The sequence below is a fragment of the Phytoactinopolyspora limicola genome, from assembly GCF_011320225.1.
Classification (GTDB): domain Bacteria; phylum Actinomycetota; class Actinomycetes; order Jiangellales; family Jiangellaceae; genus Phytoactinopolyspora; species Phytoactinopolyspora limicola.
Genome location: NZ_JAAOEN010000032.1, coordinates 1 through 17695, shown reverse-complemented (window position 1 = coordinate 17695; position 17695 = coordinate 1). Strand labels below are relative to the sequence as shown.

Sequence of the window (17695 nt, the reverse complement as noted above, 5' to 3'; positions counted from 1 at the left end):
CTGGACCCCCTCACCTGGCCATTCGAGCTGAATTAGGGATGAGCCTACAGCGCCGGGTCCGGTCGGTCCCGGCGGGCGCGGCCGGTGGGCGATAGCGGGGCCCTGACGGGTATACACGGTATTCCCTTCAGCCGGCGTGCTCATCGGGAATGAGGTCCGCGGCGAGGCCGAACGCGCGATTGGCTGCCGGCAACCCGGCGTAGATGGCGGTGTGCAACAGGACCTCCTTGATCTCGTCCGGTGTGACGTCGTCCTCGAGCGCGGCGCGTACATGCATCACTAGCTCGTGCTCACACTGCAGAGCGGTGAGTACGGCGATGGTGAGGAGCCGCCGGGTGTGCCGGTTCAGGCCGGGCCGCGACCACACCGCACCCCACGCGTAGGAGGTGATGAACTCCTGGAAGTCGGCGGTGAACGGGGTGGCGGCGGCATGCGCGCGATCGACGTGGGGGTCGCCGAGCACCGCCCGGCGGGTCCGGTCTCCGGCGGCCGATGGTGCCGACGGCGTGGCGGAGTTGGGAGGCGGTGTGGTCATGGTTCTCCAAGGAAATGCTGCGCTACCAGGGCGGCAGCGATGTCGGGTTGTTCGACGCTGGCCAGGTGGGCGGCGTCGTCGATCACCTTGAGCCGAGCGTCGGGAATGGCGGTAGCGATAACCCGAGCGTGCTCCAGTGGGGTAGCGGGATCGTCGGCTCCAGCGATGACCATCGTGGCGGCGCTGATCCGCGGGAGGTCCGTGCGCAGGTCCATGGCTCCGATGGCGCTGCAGCATGCGGCGTAGCCCGCGGCCGGGATACCGGCGAGCATAGTGGTGTAGTGGGCGACGACGTCGGGGGAGTGGCGACGGAAAGCGGGGGTGAACCACCGCTCGACCACGGCGTCGGCTACCGCCGAGCAGCCACTCTGAGTGACCGTGGCGGCGCGCTGGGCCCAGTACTCCTCGGTGCCGAGTTTGGCGGACGTACACAGAAGTGCCAGCCGGTGGATCCGGCCCGGGGCGTGTGCGGCCAGCCACATGCCGGTCATGCCGCCAATCGACAGACCGGCGAAGTGGACCCGCTCCAGGTCCAGGTGGTCGAGCAGGTCGATGACGTCGTGGCCGAGGTCGTCGATGCGGTACGGCGCGGGCGGCACGGCCGATCGTCCATGTCCGCGATGGTCGTATCGGACAATGCGGAAGTGACGGTGCAGGTCGGTTAGTTGAGGCCGCCACATCTCCATCGTCGTGCCGAGAGAGCTACTGAGCACGACGACGGGGGCCCCCGGTGGGCCGCTGACCTCGTAGTGGGGTATCACTGCTGACTCCGGTGATGAAGCAGCGCCCGGTCGATGAAGGTGTCGGCGGCGCCCAGAGGATCGGGGCCGTCGAGCAACTTGTTCAGCGCGGGGGCGAGGTTGGCCCGCATCCTGGCGGGGTCGATCTCGAGCCTGGTCAGCGACTCCGTCAGCCAGTTGGCCGTGCTGCCGGTGAGGCGCAGCAGGTCGCGGAGGGTCTCCCACTCGGCATGCCATGCTCCGGCCGCCCGTTCGTGTTCACCGGCCATCGCCGCGAGCAGGGTGCTCACCAGCGCCGGGACACGGCGAGCGCACGCGGCGGCGGCCACGGCGGCCACCGGATTCTGTTTGTGTGGCATCGCCGTGGATCCACCACGGCGCACCGGGCCGTCATCGTCGGCCACCTCGGCTACCTCGGCCACCTCTGTCTGCGCGAGCAGCGTCACATCGGTGGCGATCTTGCCGCAGGTGCCGGCCGCTACGCCGAGTGCTGCGCCGATGTCGGCGACGCGGGTGCGGTCGCCATGCCACGGGAGCGCTGGGGTCACGAGGCCCAGGGTGGCGGCCAGAGCATCCATAACCGCCGGTCCGTGGTCACCGAGGGGCGCCAGGGTTCCGGCTGCGCCGCCGTACTGGACGGCGAGTGTGGTGTCGCGGACCCGGTCGAGATGGGTGATGGCATCGTCGATGGCGACCAGCCAGCGCGCGGCCTTGAGCCCGAAGGTGATGGGGACGGCTTGCTGTAGCAGGGTGCGCCCGGCCATCACGGTGCCACGGTGTCGTTCGGCGAGATCGGCACAGGTGGTGCCAATGGTCATGAGGTCGGCCCGCAGCGGTTGCAGCGCTCGCCGGGTGATCAGCATCGCCGCGGTGTCGAGGATGTCTTGGCTGGTGGCGCCGTAGTGTACGAATCGTGCGTGTTCTGGGCCGACCTGGTCGCGCAGCGTCTGCACAACTCCGCCGACCGGCGTGCCAGTGGCGGCCGCGGACTCAGCGGCCCGGGTGAGGACGGTCTCGTCGAGCCCGGGGTGTTGGCCGCGGGGAGGCTGGTGGTCAGCATCACCGACCGCCCGGCGGGCCGCGGACACGGCGGCGGCAGCCGGCCCGGGGATTACCCCGGCGTGTGCTTGCGCGTGGGCCAGAGCCGACTCGACGTCGATCATCGCTTGGACCCACGCGGTGGAGCTGACCCGTGCGGCAGTGTCACCGCGGCTGAAGACGGCGTCGAGAAAGGGAATGTCAGACATCGAAGAAGACCGTCTCATGATCGCCCTGGAGGTGGATGTCGAAACGCAAGACATCACCGTCGGGCCGGGCGATGAGAGTGGCTTGGCGCTCCCCTGATACCCGGGAAAGGACGGGGTCGACGGCGTTCGCCGCGTTCTCGTCGGGAAAGTAGATGCGGGTGACCAGGTGATGGAGGATCCCGCGGGCGTGGACGACCACGCCGATGTGTGGTGCCGATCCAGGCTCGGCCGGCCCGGGTTTGATGGTCTGGAAACCGAAGTGGCCGTCGGCGTCGGTGCCGCAGCGCCCCCAGCCGCGGAATCCGTCGGGCCGGGGCTCCGTGGGGAACGTGCCGGTAGCGTCGGGCTGCCAGATCTCGATCAGCGCGTCTGGTACCGGCTGGCTGGCGCCGTCGTACACGGTGCCGACGATGTGCAGCTCTCCGGCGGGAGCGACGATGGGTCCTTCCGGGAAGGGTAAAGCGAACCCGAAGAACGGCCCCACCGTCTGGCTCGGCGTGAGCTCCTGCATCACGATCCCCTCCGCTTGCGCTCGGATCGGCCGGGGCTGGTCGACCGCCGCCATCAGTGGTCCTCGTCCGGATCCGGCGGGGTGGTCTCGGGGCCGCGTAGCACGATGTCCCATTGGTAGCCCAGCGCCCATTCCGGCTCGGTGGTCTCCATGTCGAACCGGGCGACCATCCGTTGCCGGTCGCTCTCTTCGCGGACCGATTGCATGATGGGGTCGTACGGGAAGAGCGGGTCGCCCGGGAAGTACATCTGGGTGATCAGCCTGGTGACGAAGGCCGTGCCGAACAGTGAGAAGTGGATATGGGCGGGCCGCCAGGCATTGAGATGATTCTTCCACGGGTACGCACCGGGCTTGATCGTGACGAACCGGTACCGGCCGTCGTTGTCGGTCAGGCACCGCCCCACCCCGGTGAAGTGCGGATCGAGCGGCGCCGGGTGTTGATCTTCCTTTTGGATATATCGCCCGGCAGCGTTCGCCTGCCAGATCTCCACCAGGGTGTCGCGCACCGGCCGTCGGTTGCCGTCGAGCACCCGGCCGGTGACGATGATACGTTCACCGATCGGCTCGCCGGGGTGCTGCTGGGTGAGATCGTGGTCGAGTTCGCCGATCGCGCCGGTGCCCAGCATCGGCTGGGTGAGCTCGGTCATCGAGTGCGGCAGCGGGAGTAGCGGCTGCTTCGGATGGCGCAGCGCGGTGGACCGGTACGCCGCGTGATCGCGCGGCGGGTGAGCCTGCATCCCGTCGCGGCGGTAGGGCGGCAGCGCTGCTGTCACTTCGGCCTCCTCACGGTGTGGGTGCTGACCCGGCGTCGAACCCACGTGGCCGGGATCGGAGCCGGAGCCGAGGTCGGGCTCTTGATGGTGGACGTCATGGTGGCTGGGCTCATGCCGGCTGGTCCAGTAGTCGCAGGGCGTCGAGCTCTCGGGGTTCGGGCGCGTGGGTCTCGCGCAGATCGTCGGCGACGGCGAGATCCCAGCCGGTGGCGGCCCGGGTATCGTCCACCGTCACCCCCGGGTGCAGGTGAGTCAGCGTGAGCTCGGCGGTGTTCGGATCCGGTTCGAGGATGCCGAGGTCGGTGATGACGGTCTTCGGTCCGGCGCCGCGTAACCCGAGACGCTCCCGGTCTCCTGGTCCGGAGCCGAAGCCGACGGAGGTGACGAAGTCGACGCGGTCGACGAACGCCCGCCGGCTGTGCCTGAGGACGACGATCACCTCGCGGCACGAGGCGGCGATCTCCGGTGCTCCACCCGCGCCGGGCAGCCGGACCTTCGGTTCGGCGTAGCTGTCGCCGATCACCGTGGTGTTGATGTTGGCCAGCCGGTCTATTTGCGCAGCACCCAGAAATCCGACGTCGATCCGGCCGGGCTGGAGCCAGTAGTTGAAGATCTCCGGGACACTGACGACCGTGTCGGCGGTTTCGGCGAGAACACCGTCGCCGATGGACAGCGGTGGGTGTGGCGGTTTGGCGCCGATGGTGCCGGACTCGTAGATCAGTACGATGCCGGGCGAATGTAAGGCACGAGCCAGATTCGCGGCCGTGCTGGGCAGACCGATACCAACGAAGCAGGCCCGAGCACCGGACAACGCCCGGGCGGCCGCGATGGTCATCATCTCGTCGGACGAGTAGCCGCGATCGCCAGTCATGCCGGCGCTCCGATGTTGAGCACGTGGTCCTCCATCCAGGTCCGGAACGTCTCGCGGTCCCGGCTGATCGCGTCCCAGGCGACGTAGAAGTCGTTGTCTCGTTCGGAGTATCCGAGAGCGTACGACGGGTGCGCGCCGCCCGGGACGACGGCGACGTAGTCGAGGGCCCATGTGGGCAGCAGCACCGCCCCCGGGCGCGGGTCGAGTTCGTCGACGATCTCCTCGACGGTGGCCACCGCGTGCCGGGCGGCGAGGACGGCCTCCTTCTGGGCGCCGGTGATACCCCAGAGCTGGACGTTGCCATGCCGGTCGGCGCGTTGTGCGTGGATGACGCTCACATCCGGGTTGAGCGCGGGCACGGCGGTGAGTTCCTCGTCGGTGAACGGGCAGGTGATGGGTTTGATGGTCGGCGTGACGTCGGCCAGGTCAGTGCCCCGGTAGCCGCGTAGCACCGCGAACGGCAGGCCGGAGGCTCCAGCGACGTAGCGGTTGACCATTCCGGCATGGCTGTGTTCTTCGAGGCGGAGTGGGCCTGGCCACCCGTTCTCGACGGCGTCGCGTAGGCGATGCAGCGAGCCGACACCGGGATTGCCGCCCCACGAGAAGATCAGCGAGCTGGCGCAGCCCATGCCGATCATCTGGTCGTAGAGAAGGTCTGGTGTCATCCGGATGAGGGTGAGGTCACGCTGACCCTGGCGAATGATCTCGTGTGCGGCGGCGTAGGGAATGAGGTGCGTGAATCCCTCGAGTGCGACGCTGTGGCCGTCGCGCACAACGCTGCTGATCGCGTGCCGGAGTGAAACGACCTGAGCCACGGCCTTCCTTCCGTTCAAAACGGTGCGTTGGTCGAACGATAGTACATATGCCGAACGAGACTTGAGAATACCACCGGCGAATCAGTGACTGTCCTCATAGTCACAGCCTGTCCATGTGCGTCAAGAACAAGCATGTAAATGGGCTTGTATCTCCGTGCACAGCACTGTTCTATCCGTGCACGGCGGGCGTCCCGTGGTTCCGAGCCCCTTCTCGGGAACGATCCAATGGTGAACGGTCAGCGAATGAAAATTCGTAATGCGAACGAGAGATGACTATGAGGACTGTTCGGGACGCCACGTTCGAGATCTTCCGCGAGACCGGGATGACGACCCTGCATGCCAACCCCGGCTCCACGGAGATCTCCTTCCTGGCCGGACTGCCCGACGACCTACGTTTCGTGCTGGCTCTGCACGAGGGGTCGGTGGTGGGTATGGCCACGGGCCAGGCCATCGCCAGCGGCCGCCCGGCCCTGGCGATCCTGCACACCACCGCCGGGCTCGGCAATGCCGTCGGCGCGTTGGCCACGGCCCGAGTCAACCGGGCGCCTCTGGTGGTGATCGTCGGCCAGCAAGATCGTCGGCATTTGACGCTGGAGCCGTTCCTCGCGGGAAAACTGGACGGGTTGGCCGGTGAGTATCCCGTATGGGTGGGGCGCCCACCGCGGCCCGAAGACGTCCCGGGAGCTGTCGCCCGAGCCTGGCACGAAGCCACCACCGGGCGCGGGCCGGCGTTGGTGATCGTCCCTTCCGGTGACTGGACGGCGCCGATGCCCGAAGACGAGGTCATCGCCGCGCCGCGGGAGATCGTCCGGTCGCGGGCCGTGGATGTCGACGACGTCGCCGCCGTGACCAGGCTGATCGACGGTGCACGGCGCCCGGTGATCGTCTCCGGTGCCGGCGCCGACGCTGAGCGCACCTGGGCCGCACTCGTGACCCTCGCCGAACGGCTCCGCTGCCCGGTGTGGCAGGAGTCATTCGGCGCCCGGGCCGGCTTCCCGCAAGACCATCCGCAGTACGCCGGGGTGGTGCCGGCCAGCCGAGCGCGGCTGCGGGCCGCTCTCGACGGACACGACGCCGTCCTCGTCGTCGGCGCCCCTGTCTTGCGTCAGTACCCCTACGAAGCCGGCCCCTTCTTTACTCCCGGCACGAAGGTGGCGGTGATCACCGACGATCCTGAGGAGGCGCACCGCAGCCCGGCCGACATCGCTGTGCTGGGGTCGGTCGGCGCGGCGTGTGAGCATCTCGCCGCGTCGGTGTCACCGCGGATCGGACCGGCGCCGCGGTTCGATCCGGCGCAGGCTCCGGAGCCGCCAGAAGACGACGAGCCGCTGCGGGCCGGGCATGTGCTCGGCGCATTGCGCCGGTTGCTGACACCGACGGCCGTCGTCGTCGAAGAGACGCCGTCGTCCCGTCCTGACCTGCATCGACTCCTGCCGGCGCGGCGCCCGCTGGGATTCGTCTCGGCGGCGATGGGTGGCCTCGGCTTCGCCCTACCAGGGGCGACCGGCCTGCGGATGGCTCTCCCCGATCGACCGGTGGTGGCCGTCGTCGGCGACGGCTCGGCCATTTATGGAATTCAGGCGCTATGGAGCGCCGCCCGTTACGGCGTGGGTGCACTCTTCGTCATCCTCGCCAACGGCCGCTACGCGGTCATGGACCGGCTCGCGGAGAGCCACGGCGACAAGAAACCACCGTGGCCGGACTTCGCCGAGGTCTCGATGAGCGGGCTAGCCCGATCGTTCGGATGTCCCGCCGTCGCCGTCGACAGCTACCCGGATCTCGTCCGGGTGCTGGGTGAGGTCGTTCCTGGCCTGGCGGAACGGACTGAGCCCGTGCTGCTGGAGGTCTCCGTGACTCCCGACCCCGATTTCGCGCCCTAGCGCCCTAGGAGGTATTCGATGCAGGCGCGCTTCTCCCTACCGGCCGCTGCGCTGACCGCGGCCGCTCTAGTCCTGGCCGGATGTGCCAGCGACGACGATGACGACACACCGGCGGACGGCAACGGCCCGGACGCCGCACCTACGGCTGGCCAACCCGACGCGGACCTGGAGTTCCCCACCGGAACCGTCCGGATCGTCGTCGGGTCCGGGCCCGGATCCACCATGGACACCATGGCCCGTGGTCTCGCCCCCCGTCTCCAGGAGTTATGGGGTGAATCCGTAGTGGTCGACAACGTGCCGGGCGCGAACCAGTCGGCCGGATACCACGAGGTGGCCGGCGCCGACCCAGACGGGCACACGTTGTTCATCAGCGTCCACGGCACCATGGGGATCCACGACCAACTGGGCACCATCGATCCCGGCTGGCAGGAGTTCGAGTGGTTCGGCACTCTTCTCGAAGAGCCCTGGACGTTCTACTCGGCGGCCGACGGCTCCATCGAGACACTCGACGACCTACTCGCCGAGGACGTCATCCGCTACGGCGACAGTGGCTACGAGAGTCCGATCAACCCAGTTGCTCTGACCTTCTTCGAGGCTTTCGGCAAGGACTTCATCTTCACACCCGGCTATGACCCGGGCGACGCACAGCAGAGCGTGCTCACCGGGGAGCAGCACATCGTCGGCCGGGACGCGGCGCAGATGCTTCGTGGCGGGATCGACGGCGACTTCCGCGCGTTGCTCGTCTTCTCCCACGAGCCGAACGAGTTCCAGCCAGAAGCGATGACGCTGGCCGACGTGGAGGACGAGTACGGGGTGAGCATCCCCGACATGGAGATCTTCCAACTCGGCTTCCCCATCGGAACCACACCTGGTACTCCACCGGAGATCGTCGACTTCCTCGCCGACTCGATCGTCACCCTCATCGAGGAAGACGAACCCTTCCAGCAATGGATCCAGGACAACCACATGGTGGGCAGCGTCCGATCCGAGTTGATCGGACGGGAGACCACTCAGCAGAAGGTCGCCGCCGTCACCGAGCAGTATGCCGAGTTCGGTATGGACGGTATCCAGCAGCGACTGGAGGCCGGAACCGTCGACTAGGAGCGGAAGCTCTAAGAGCCGACGTGGCCGCGCCAGGTGACACGTCCCACGAAACGCCTTTGTGAATCCATCCCCACGGTGGTCCGTCCGGCCCGGCAACCCGAAGTCCGGGCCGGGCGGGCCGCCACCCCAGCCGGACCGGCCGGCTGGAGGACGACGTAGGAGAAGTCCGTGATTTCCGCCCTGACCGACGCCGTGTCGATCATCATGACACCGGCAGGCGTGCTGATGCTGCTGGCCGGGTCGGTCGTCGGCCTGGTGTTCGGCATGCTGCCGGGCCTGGGTGCGAGCCAGGCGATGATCTTGCTCCTGCCGTTCACCTACGGCGCGGATCCGCACTACGCCATCCTGCTGTTCGTCGCGGTGATGTCGTCAGCGTCGTTCGGTGGATCGCTGCCCGCGATCCTCATCAACACGCCAGGCACCCCGGCGAATGTGTGTACGACCTTCGACGGTTATCCGATGGCCAGGCGCGGGGAGGCGGCCCGGGCGATCGTCGTTTCTGGGTTGTCCTGCCTGGTCGGCAGCATCGTCGGCGCTATGGCGCTGTTCAGTCTGATACCGGTGATCTCACATGTGATCACCGCCTTCGGGGCCCGGGAGACGTTCTGGCTCGTTGTCTTCGGCATCGCGATGATCTCCTTGTCGGCGAAGGGCAACACCCTCAAAGGACTGGTGGCCGGCGGCTTCGGGTTGCTGCTCGCCTTCGTCGGGCGCAACTACGTCTTCCCCGGCGAGCGGTTCACCTTCGGCATCGACTTCCTGTACGACGGTGTGCCTATGGCTGCCCTCCTGGTCGGCATGTTCGCCGTCGTGCCGATGGTGTTCCTCGGTGCGAAGCGGTCCGTGGTCGACACCGGCCTGGCCGAGCCGACCGTGCTGGCCGCAGGCTTCCGGTCGCAGGCCCGCCGCGGGGCGCTCGACGTTTGGCGCTACCGGTACGGCGCGCTGCGCGGATCGGTCCTGGGGGTCCTGCTCGGCATCATTCCCGCGGTCGGCGGGGCCACGGCCAGCTTCGTCAACTACCTGATGTCCAAGCAGTTGTCCCGCAACGGCTCCGAGTTCGGCAAAGGGAGCCCTGAAGGCCTCATCGCCTCGGAAACCGCCAACGACGCCAAAGACGGCGGCGCGCTGATGCCGACCCTGGCGTTCGGCATCCCCGGCGACCCGAACACGGCCGTGCTGCTCGGCGCCCTGCTGATGCACGGCGTGGCACTCGGCCGGCCGCTATTCGACAACAACCTGCCGATGGTCGTGATCATCGTGCTGGGCCTGGTGCTCGGGCAGATCCTGGTGTCGGTGTTCGGTGTGCTCACCGGGCCGTTCATTTCCAGAATCACGACGATCTCCAGCTACTACCTGGTGCCGGTGGTCGTGACGTGTGCTCTGATCGGCTCCTACCTGTTCCGGAACAACGTGTGGGACACCACCATCGTGGTGATCGCGGCGGTGTTCGGTTACTGCCTCACCCAGTTCAACTACCCGGTGATCAGCTTGGTGCTGGGGTTCTTGCTGGGGGTCGAGGCGGAACGGGCCTTTATCCAGACGCTGATCATGTCGCAGGGCAGCTATGCGGGATTGTTCGAGGGCGGCGTCGTCTGGGGGATCATCACGATCATGGTCCTTTCGTTCCTCGGAGCGTGGGCCATCAACAAACGACGTGCGGTGCGGGCTGGTGTTCCGGTCACGGTGACCGGGCCGTCCGGGGCCGAGGCCGGTGAGACCGGTGATGCCGTCGCGAGCGATATGCAGAGTGTTTCCCGCAGTGCGGCCGGCGGCGGCGCGTCGTCGAACGGTGAGGGGCAACCCGGTGAGGAGCTGCCCGGTGAGGAGCAGCCCGGCCGGCCTCGGCTTGGTCGGGAACAACGGATGGCAACGGGATTCGCCGCGGTCCTTCTGGCCGCCGGCCTGGCCTTCTTCATTGGCTCGCGTGGTTACGAAGGCGACATGGGGCTGTTCCCCGGTGCGGTGTCCGGCCTGGTCTGCGTGTTGTTGGTGATCGTGCTGGCATCGGAGATGTCACCGCGGCTTCGCACAGCCCTCGCGAAGATCGACGGCGGTGCGGACGCCTTCCAGGCCAACGGCACCAGCGACCTATCAGCCGCCGCCCTGCGTAAACACGGGCGGGTCCTGGCCTGGGCGGCGGCCTTCACCGCGGCGATGATCTACGCCGGGTTCCTCGCATTCCCGGTGATGATCACCGCATACATCTGGCGTACCGGGCGCGCGACCCTCAAACCCGCGTTGATCATTGGCGCCGCCATGGCCGTACTCCTCGTTGTGTTCGGCACGGCCGCACCCACCATGTTCTGGACTGGCGCGCTGCCGGAACTCATCCCCGACCTGCTTGGCGGAGGGAGGATCCCGGCGCTGTTCTGACCCCACCGCCGCACGCGGAGAAGATCCCCGGTACCGCATATCGCACCTATCGAACTCGTCGAATTCATCGAACCAAAGGAGAGTTTTCCGATGCGACCACCTCGCCGACTCAGCTGGCTACTGGCCAGCCTGAGTGCATGCGCCCTGGTCCTCGCGGCCTGTGGGGGTGACGACGCCGATAGCCCAGCCGACGACCCGCAGGCCGAGGGCGACGCCGACCCGGCGGATACCGACGACACCGACTCAGCCGACGACGCTGACGACGACGGTCCGGCGGCCGGCGGCGACGTCGACTTCCCGACCGGCACCGTGCGGATCCTCGTCGGCTCCGGCCCGGGGTCGGGGATGGACTTCCTCGCCCGCGGCCTGGCGCCACGGCTGCAGGAGTTGTGGGGCGAATCCGTCGTCGTCGAGAACGTCCCCGGCGCCAACCAGTCGGCTGCCTACCATGAGGCGGCCAACTCCGACCCGGACGGACACACCCTGTTCATCGGGGTGGAGGGAACCTTCGGGATCCACGACCAACTCGGCACCATCGACCCGGGCTGGGCGGAATTCGAATGGTTCGGCACCTTGACCGAAGGGCCGTGGGCGTTCCACGTCGACGCCAACGGGCCGATCGAGACGTTCGAGGATCTCCTCGCCGCGGAGCCGCTGCGCTACGGCGATGGAGGTTATGAGAGCCCGGTCAACCTCGTGGCCCTCACCTTCTTCGACGCCTTCGGCCTGGACTTCATCTTCACCCCCGGCTATGACCCCGGGCAGGCCCAGAGCGGCGTCCTCACCGGTGAACAACATTTCGTAGCCCGGGAGGTCGAGCAGTTCGTCCGTTACGACCAGGGCGACGACTACACCCCGATCGTGATCGCCGCGGGCGACCCGCACCCGGATTTCCCGAACGCCAAGACGTTCGACGAGTTGGCCGACGAGTACGGCGTCGAGTTCCCTGGAGAGATGATCTTCCAGCTGGGCCTCAACATCGGCACCACCCCCGGCACTCCGCCGGAGGTCGTGGACTACCTCGCTGATTCGATCATCACCCTCATCGAGGAGGACGAGCCGTTCCAGGAGTGGCGGCGCGAGAACCTGTTCGAGGAGACCATGCTGGTGGAGAACATCGGGCGGGAGGTCACCAGCCAGAAGGTCGCCGCGCTGTCGGCAGAACTGGCCGAGGTCGGACTGGACGACCTCCAGGAGCGTCTCGAAGCGGGGACCGGCCGGTGACCAACACGACCGGCCCGCTCGACGGCCGCGTCGCCCTCGTGACGGGCGCGGCCGCCGGCCTCGGACAGGAGTTCGCGGTGGCGCTGGCCGAGGCCGGGGCGACGGTGGCCGGCTTGGACGTCGCCGACCAGTCGGCCACGGCCCGCCGGGTTGGTGCGACCTACCTGGCCGTGGCCGCCGACGTCACCGATCCGGCCCAGGTCAAGGCTGCCGTGGCCAGCGTGGCCGCCCAGCACGGTGGGCTTCACGTGTTGGTGAACAACGCCGGGATCTACCCACCCATCCCGTTCGAGGACACCACCCCGGACGATCTACGGCGCATCCTCGCAGTCAACGTGGAGGGCGCGTTCTACTGTGCCCAGGAGAGCCTGCCGCATCTGCGCCGCGCCGGGTGGGGCCGGATCGTGAACGTCGTCACGGGCGCGATCTTCGTCGGGCCACCGGACATCGTCGCCTACACCACGTCCAAGGCCGCGCTAGTGGGTCTGACCCGTTCGCTGGCCACCGCGGTGGGCGCCGACGGCATCACGGTCAACGCGATCGCACCCGGGTTGGTCCGCACCGACACCGCCGCCCGATCGACCGGTGCGGACGGCGGTTTCGAGCGGGTGGCCGGCATGCAACGGATTCCGCGCGTCGGGGAACCAGCGGACCTCCTCTCCACCCTCCTGTACGTGTGCGATCCGGCGACCAGCTTCCTGACCGGTCAGACGATCAACGTCGATGGCGGATCGGCGTTCTTATGAGTGCACATCATGCGGTAACCGATGATCCGGTCGAGCCAACCTGGCTGGCCGACGAATGACCTTCCACGATGACCATCACGCTTTCTCCGGGAGGACCCATGGTCTTGCTTGATCCGACACTTTGGACCGGTGCCCTGTTCTCCGGTGACTGGACCGCTGCCCAGGACACCCGGGTCGTCACCGAACCCGCCACCGGGAACGAACTCGGCCAGGCCGGCCTGGCCGTCGTCGGGAACGTCGCCGAGGCGGCCCGCCGGGCGGCCGAGGCGCAGCGCCAGTGGGCGGCAACCCCGTTTCACGAGCGCGCCGCGGTCCTACGCGCCGCGGGGCAACTATTCGAGGAGCACGCAGCCGAGATTCAGGAATGGCTGATCCGGGAGGCCGGCTGCGTGCGGGCCAAAGCGGGCTTCGAGACACACGTCGCGGCCCAGGAATGTTACGAGGCCGCGGCGCTGGCGTCGCAGCCGCTGGGTGAGGTGTTGCCCAGCGAGAAGAAGCGGCTCAGTCTGGCCCGGCGGGTGCCGTCGGGAGTGGTCGGGGTGATCGCACCGTTCAACGCGCCGCTGATCCTGGGTATCCGATCCGTCGCCCCGGCGCTGGCGTTGGGCAACGCCGTCATCCACAAACCCGATCCACGCACGGCCGTGTGCGGGGGAGTCGTCATCGCCCGGGTGTTGCAGGAGGCCGGCCTCCCAGACGGAGTGTTCCACCTGCTGCCTGGTGGGGCGGATGTCGGCGCCGCCATCGTCGAGGACCCGCTGGTCCGGGTGATCTCGTTCACCGGGTCCACCGCGGCCGGGCGCACCGTCGGGCAGCTCGGCGCCCGGCACCTCAAACGGGTCCATCTCGAGCTGGGCGGGAACTCAGCGCTCCTCGTACTTGACGACGCGGACATGGAACGGGCGGTATCCGCAGGTGCGTTCGGGTCGTTCTTCCACCAGGGACAGATCTGTATGACCACCGGCCGGCACCTGGTGCACTCCAGCATCGTCGGCGACTATGTCGAACAACTGGCCAGCAAGGCACAAGGTCTACCGGTGGGTGACCCCTACACCGACGAGAACGTCGCCCTCGGACCGATCATCGATGCCGCCCAGCGCGACAAGATCCATTCGCTGGTGCGGGCGAGCGTCGACGCCGGAGCACGAGTGGCGGCCGGCGGTACCTTCGACGACCTCTTCTACCGGCCCACCGTCCTCGATGGTGGTGGCGCCGGGGCCCCGGCGTACGCATCTGAGGTGTTCGGCCCGGTGGCGCCGGTGGTGCCGTTCTCCTCCGTCGACGAAGCCGTGGCCATGGCCGCCGACAGTGAGTACGGGCTCTCCCTGGGCATCTTGACCGGAGACGTGATGCGGGCCATGGAGCTGGCCGAGCGGATCCCCACGGGGATCGTGCACATCAACGACCAGACCGTCGACGACGAAGCCGTGGCACCGTTTGGTGGGGTGGCCGCGTCCGGCACCGGTTCCCGGTTCGGCGGCCCGACGGCCAACATCGAGGCGTTCACCGAGGTCCGGTGGATCACGATGCAGGGCCGCATCGACCCCTACCCATGATCATGAACACTTTGCCGTGTCATGACACGGCAAAGTGTTCATGATCATGGGGCGTTGCGGTGATTTCACCCGGGCGTCACCCCGGCGTCGGTTGCGGCATGGATCGCCGCGGCACGCTGGACCCGTGCGTATCCTGCAAGCGGCGAACTTCGTCGCACCGCATTCCGGCGGCATCCGGACGATGCTGCACCATCTCGCATCCGGGTACGCGGCAGCCGGGCACGACGTCGTCATGGTCGTGCCCGGGGCTCGGGACCGCACCACGTCCACCCGATATGGGCGCCTGGTGGAGATCGCCGCACCGCTGCTCCCGAGGACCGGCGGTTACCGGATGATCACCCGGTGGTCGGCCGTAGAAGACGTGCTAGCCGCCGTAGCCCCGGATCGGATCGAGGTCTCCGATCGCTTCACGCTGGCCCGGATGGGCGCCTGGGCCAGCCGCCAGCGGATCCCGTCGGTGGCGTTCTCCCACGAGCGACTCGACGCCATCCTCAGGCACTACTTGGGACGGTTGACGCCGTCCCGGCGGCTCGCCGATCGCTGGAACCGGTGGTTGGCGGCATCGTTCGACATGGTGGTGTGCACCACGAGCTGGGCCGCCGAAGAGTTCGTCCGCATCGGTGCCCGCAACCTGGCACACGTTCCGCTCGGCATCGATCTCACCACGTTTCATCCCGCACACGCGGATCCGCGGCTACGGACCCGGCTCGCCCAAGGAGCGGAGGTGCTCGTGGTGGCAGCTGTACGGCTATCGCCGGAGAAGCGGCCGGAACAGCTGCTCCCGATGGTGGAGCACCTGACCCGGACCGGAACCAAGGTGCGGTTGGTGATCTGCGGCGACGGCCCGATGCGGGCCGGATTGGAGCTGAAATCCACGGACTTGCCGGTGACGATGATGGGCTTCGTCGCCGACCGAGACGAGCTGGCGCGGATCATGGCCAGCGCCGACGTCGCGGTGGCGCCTGGCCCGTACGAGACGTTCGGCCTGTCCGCCCTAGAAGCGCTGGCCAGCGGGACACCGGTGGTGGCGACGGCGTCGGGTGCACTGCCTGAGCTGGTGCGGCGTGGCTGCGGCCGGATCGTCCAACCCGAACCCGCGGCCTTGGCCAGCGGTGTGCTCGACGTGATCGCCGCGGGGGACACCGCACGCCGAGCGGCGCGTCGACGGGCGGAAGACTTCTCGTGGGCGGCCACCGTGTCCGGCATGCTCGCGGTGCATGATGCTGCGTCTGGACATTGGGTAGCTTGATGGTCGTTCTGTGGCAGGTGACGTCGACCGCCGAAAAAACGACTACAACTCGGCGACGTAGACTGTTGCTCTGGGAAACGACGTCGTAACCTTCCACCACCGGGCCAGACGACGTGGCCGACCTTATGGGTGGCCTTGGAGGATGTATGACTGCCGGCGCAATCGACAACGCCGAACTCATCAACGATCGTCCGCCTTCCATTGGCAGGATGTTTCTGACGCGCGTTGAACAGACACCGGACCGTGAGGCGTTCCGATATCCGAGCGGAACCGGCTGGTCGTCGCTGACGTGGCGGCAGATGAAGGACCGGGTCTGGCACATCAGTGCCGGCCTGCTCTCACTCGGCATCGACAACGAAGACCGCGTGTCTATCGCCGCGTCCACCCGTGTCGAGTGGGTTCTCGTCGACCTCGCCATCAACAGCATCGGCGCGGCGACCACCACGGTGTACCCGTCCACCAACCCGGAGGATGTGTCGCACATCCTGTCGGATTCCGACACCAAGGTGGCGGTTGCCGAAGACCAAGAACAGGTCAGCAAGATCCTGGAACACAAGGACCAGCTGCCTGAGCTGACCAAGATCGTCGTCATGGACGGCAACGGCGACGACGACATGGTGATCACCCTGGACCAGCTCGAACAGCTGGGCCGAGAACTCCTCGAGCAGACTCCCGCCGCGGTCGACGACGCCTTGGCGAAAGTGGGGCCGGAAACACTCGCCACACTCGTCTACACCTCCGGCACGGGTGGGCGGCCGAAGGGCGTCCGCCTGGTCAACGACAACTGGGTGTACGAAGGTGTCGCCGTCGACGCCCTGAACATCCTTTCGGCCGACGACGTCCAGTACCAGTGGCTGCCGTTGTCACATGTCTTCGGCAAGACGTTGCAGGCCATCCAACTGCGGGTGGGCTTCGCCACCGCTATCGACGGCAACCTCGACCACATCGTGGACAACCTCGGCGTGGTCAAACCGACATTTATGGCTGGTGCGCCGCGGATCTTCGAGAAGGTCCGGGCCAAGGTGATCACCGGTGTCGAAGAAGAAGGTGGCCTGAAGAAGAAGATCTTCGACTGGGCTTTCGGTGTCGGGTTCAAAGTCTCCGAGCTGCGTCAGGCCGGCAAGGAGCCGAGCGGCCTGCTGGCTTTCCAGCACGGCCTCGCGGACAAGCTGGTGTTCTCCAAGATCAAGGCGCGGATGGGTGGCCGGATCCGGTTCTTCATCAGCGGTTCGGCCAAGCTGTCGCAAGACGTTTCCGAGTGGTTCCATGCTGCGGACATGCTCGTACTCGAGGGTTACGGGCTGACGGAAACCAGCGCCGCGATCTTCGTCAACCTTCCCGAGCGCAACCGGTTCGGAACCGTCGGACCAGCCTTGCCCGGCACCGAGGTGAAGATCGCTAACGATGGTGAGATCTTGGTGCGCGGCGGCGCGGTGATGCGTGGCTACCACAACCTACCCGAGCTCACCGCCGACACACTGACCGACGACGGTTGGCTGCACACCGGCGACATCGGCGAGCTCGAGGACGGCTTCCTGCGCATCACGGACCGCAAGAAGGACCTGATCAAGACCTCCGGTGGTAAATACATCGCGCCGCTGAAGGTCGAGGTGATCTTCAAGGCGGTGTGCCCGTATGCCAGCCAGATCGTGGTGCATGGCGACGGCCGAAACTACTGCACCGCGCTGATCACCCTCGACCCAGATGCCATCGAGGAGTGGGCCAAACACAACAACCTGGGCGGCACACCGTACGAGCAGCTCACCCAGTCGCCCCAGGTCCGCCAGATGGTGCAGGAACGGGTCGATCAGCTCAACGCGCGCCTGGACCGGTGGGAGACCATCAAGAAGTTCGAGATTCTCCCGCACGACCTCACCATCGAGAGCGGCGACCTCACGCCCAGCATGAAGGTCAAACGCAAGGCCGTCGAGAAGCGGTACATGGACGTCCTGGACGGCATGTACACCTGATCTCCGTTTTGGCACCTGATCGTTTCTCAGTGTGCCCCTTGCTGGCTCAGAGTTGCGGATAGGGCACCTCAGACGCCGTCTATCCGCAACTCTGAGCC

The 17695-nt window shown here is 67.3% G+C and carries 15 protein-coding genes; 8 read left to right on the top strand and 7 right to left on the bottom strand.

The features are described 5' to 3' along the window. Positions 1 to 127: 127 nt before the first annotated feature. From pcaC to G8760_RS29430, 7 genes are all read right to left on the bottom strand, one after another. A complete protein-coding gene (gene pcaC / locus G8760_RS29460; protein ID WP_166356387.1) occupies positions 128 to 535 on the bottom strand; it encodes a 4-carboxymuconolactone decarboxylase in 408 nt (135 codons plus the stop codon). Next, entirely contained in the window at positions 532 to 1248 is a 717-nt protein-coding gene (gene pcaD, locus G8760_RS29455) for a 3-oxoadipate enol-lactonase (protein ID WP_246222733.1), read from the bottom strand. Before pcaD ends, pcaC begins: the two co-directional genes overlap by 4 nt. Before the next feature lie 44 nt (positions 1249 to 1292). Further along, positions 1293 to 2522 (bottom strand): lyase family protein, encoded by a 1230-nt coding sequence (locus tag G8760_RS29450; RefSeq protein ID WP_207782864.1) that lies wholly within the window; start codon positions 2520 to 2522, stop codon positions 1293 to 1295. Then, positions 2515 to 3033 carry a protocatechuate 3,4-dioxygenase subunit alpha gene (pcaG, locus tag G8760_RS29445; protein WP_166356400.1) on the bottom strand — a complete coding sequence of 173 codons (519 nt, stop codon included), beginning with the start codon at positions 3031 to 3033 and terminating at the stop codon, positions 2515 to 2517. Before pcaG ends, G8760_RS29450 begins: the two co-directional genes overlap by 8 nt. A gap of 53 nt (positions 3034 to 3086) precedes the next feature. Continuing rightward, positions 3087 to 3806: a protocatechuate 3,4-dioxygenase subunit beta gene (gene pcaH / locus G8760_RS29440; RefSeq protein ID WP_207782862.1), complete on the bottom strand. Its 720-nt coding sequence runs from the start codon at positions 3804 to 3806 to the stop codon at positions 3087 to 3089. Between the two features lie 109 nt (positions 3807 to 3915). Continuing rightward, a complete protein-coding gene (locus tag G8760_RS29435; protein ID WP_166356385.1) occupies positions 3916 to 4677 on the bottom strand; it encodes a CoA-transferase subunit beta in 762 nt (253 codons plus the stop codon). Further along, positions 4674 to 5492, bottom strand: coding sequence for a CoA transferase subunit A (locus G8760_RS29430; protein WP_166356384.1), 819 nt, complete (start codon positions 5490 to 5492; stop codon positions 4674 to 4676). Before G8760_RS29430 ends, G8760_RS29435 begins: the two co-directional genes overlap by 4 nt. 275 nt (positions 5493 to 5767) lie before the next feature. Between G8760_RS29430 and G8760_RS29425 the strand changes: the two genes are divergently transcribed. The 8 genes from G8760_RS29425 to G8760_RS29390 all read left to right on the top strand — a co-directional run bounded on the left by G8760_RS29425 (position 5768) and on the right by G8760_RS29390 (position 17597). Then, positions 5768 to 7372: a thiamine pyrophosphate-dependent enzyme gene (locus tag G8760_RS29425; protein ID WP_166356383.1), complete on the top strand. Its 1605-nt coding sequence runs from the start codon at positions 5768 to 5770 to the stop codon at positions 7370 to 7372. A gap of 18 nt (positions 7373 to 7390) precedes the next feature. Beyond that, a complete protein-coding gene (locus tag G8760_RS29420; RefSeq protein ID WP_166356382.1) occupies positions 7391 to 8473 on the top strand; it encodes a Bug family tripartite tricarboxylate transporter substrate binding protein in 1083 nt (360 codons plus the stop codon). A 171-nt stretch (positions 8474 to 8644) separates the two neighbouring features. Beyond that, positions 8645 to 10852 (top strand): tripartite tricarboxylate transporter permease, encoded by a 2208-nt coding sequence (locus G8760_RS29415; protein ID WP_166356381.1) that lies wholly within the window; start codon positions 8645 to 8647, stop codon positions 10850 to 10852. A gap of 90 nt (positions 10853 to 10942) precedes the next feature. Then, a complete protein-coding gene (locus G8760_RS29410; RefSeq protein ID WP_166356380.1) occupies positions 10943 to 12076 on the top strand; it encodes a tripartite tricarboxylate transporter substrate-binding protein in 1134 nt (377 codons plus the stop codon). Next, entirely contained in the window at positions 12073 to 12822 is a 750-nt protein-coding gene (locus G8760_RS29405; RefSeq protein WP_207782860.1) for an SDR family NAD(P)-dependent oxidoreductase, read from the top strand. Before G8760_RS29410 ends, G8760_RS29405 begins: the two co-directional genes overlap by 4 nt. Before the next feature lie 98 nt (positions 12823 to 12920). Beyond that, positions 12921 to 14378 carry a benzaldehyde dehydrogenase gene (locus tag G8760_RS29400; RefSeq protein ID WP_166356379.1) on the top strand — a complete coding sequence of 486 codons (1458 nt, stop codon included), beginning with the start codon at positions 12921 to 12923 and terminating at the stop codon, positions 14376 to 14378. Between the two features lie 124 nt (positions 14379 to 14502). Next, positions 14503 to 15627, top strand: coding sequence for a glycosyltransferase (locus tag G8760_RS29395; RefSeq protein WP_166356378.1), 1125 nt, complete (start codon positions 14503 to 14505; stop codon positions 15625 to 15627). A 209-nt stretch (positions 15628 to 15836) separates the two neighbouring features. Next, the gene (locus tag G8760_RS29390; RefSeq protein ID WP_207782859.1) at positions 15837 to 17597 is read left to right on the top strand and encodes an AMP-dependent synthetase/ligase; all 1761 of its coding nucleotides are present in this window, start codon (positions 15837 to 15839) and stop codon (positions 17595 to 17597) included. The last annotated feature ends 98 nt before the right edge of the window (positions 17598 to 17695 follow it).

What these genes read in the sequence shown, in the direction of transcription:
- pcaG (WP_166356400.1), bottom strand. Translation starts at nt 3,033, where the DNA reads ATGCAGGAGCTCACGCCGAGCCAGACGGTGGGGCCGTTCTTCGGGTTC.
- G8760_RS29450 (WP_207782864.1), bottom strand. Translation starts at nt 2,522, where the DNA reads ATGTCTGACATTCCCTTTCTCGACGCCGTCTTCAGCCGCGGTGACACT.
- G8760_RS29410 (WP_166356380.1), top strand. Translation starts at nt 10,943, where the DNA reads ATGCGACCACCTCGCCGACTCAGCTGGCTACTGGCCAGCCTGAGTGCA.
- G8760_RS29420 (WP_166356382.1), top strand. Translation starts at nt 7,391, where the DNA reads ATGCAGGCGCGCTTCTCCCTACCGGCCGCTGCGCTGACCGCGGCCGCT.
- G8760_RS29435 (WP_166356385.1), bottom strand. Translation starts at nt 4,677, where the DNA reads ATGACTGGCGATCGCGGCTACTCGTCCGACGAGATGATGACCATCGCG.
- pcaC (WP_166356387.1), bottom strand. Translation starts at nt 535, where the DNA reads ATGACCACACCGCCTCCCAACTCCGCCACGCCGTCGGCACCATCGGCC.
- G8760_RS29390 (WP_207782859.1), top strand. Translation starts at nt 15,837, where the DNA reads ATGTTTCTGACGCGCGTTGAACAGACACCGGACCGTGAGGCGTTCCGA.
- G8760_RS29425 (WP_166356383.1), top strand. Translation starts at nt 5,768, where the DNA reads ATGAGGACTGTTCGGGACGCCACGTTCGAGATCTTCCGCGAGACCGGG.
- G8760_RS29400 (WP_166356379.1), top strand. Translation starts at nt 12,921, where the DNA reads ATGGTCTTGCTTGATCCGACACTTTGGACCGGTGCCCTGTTCTCCGGT.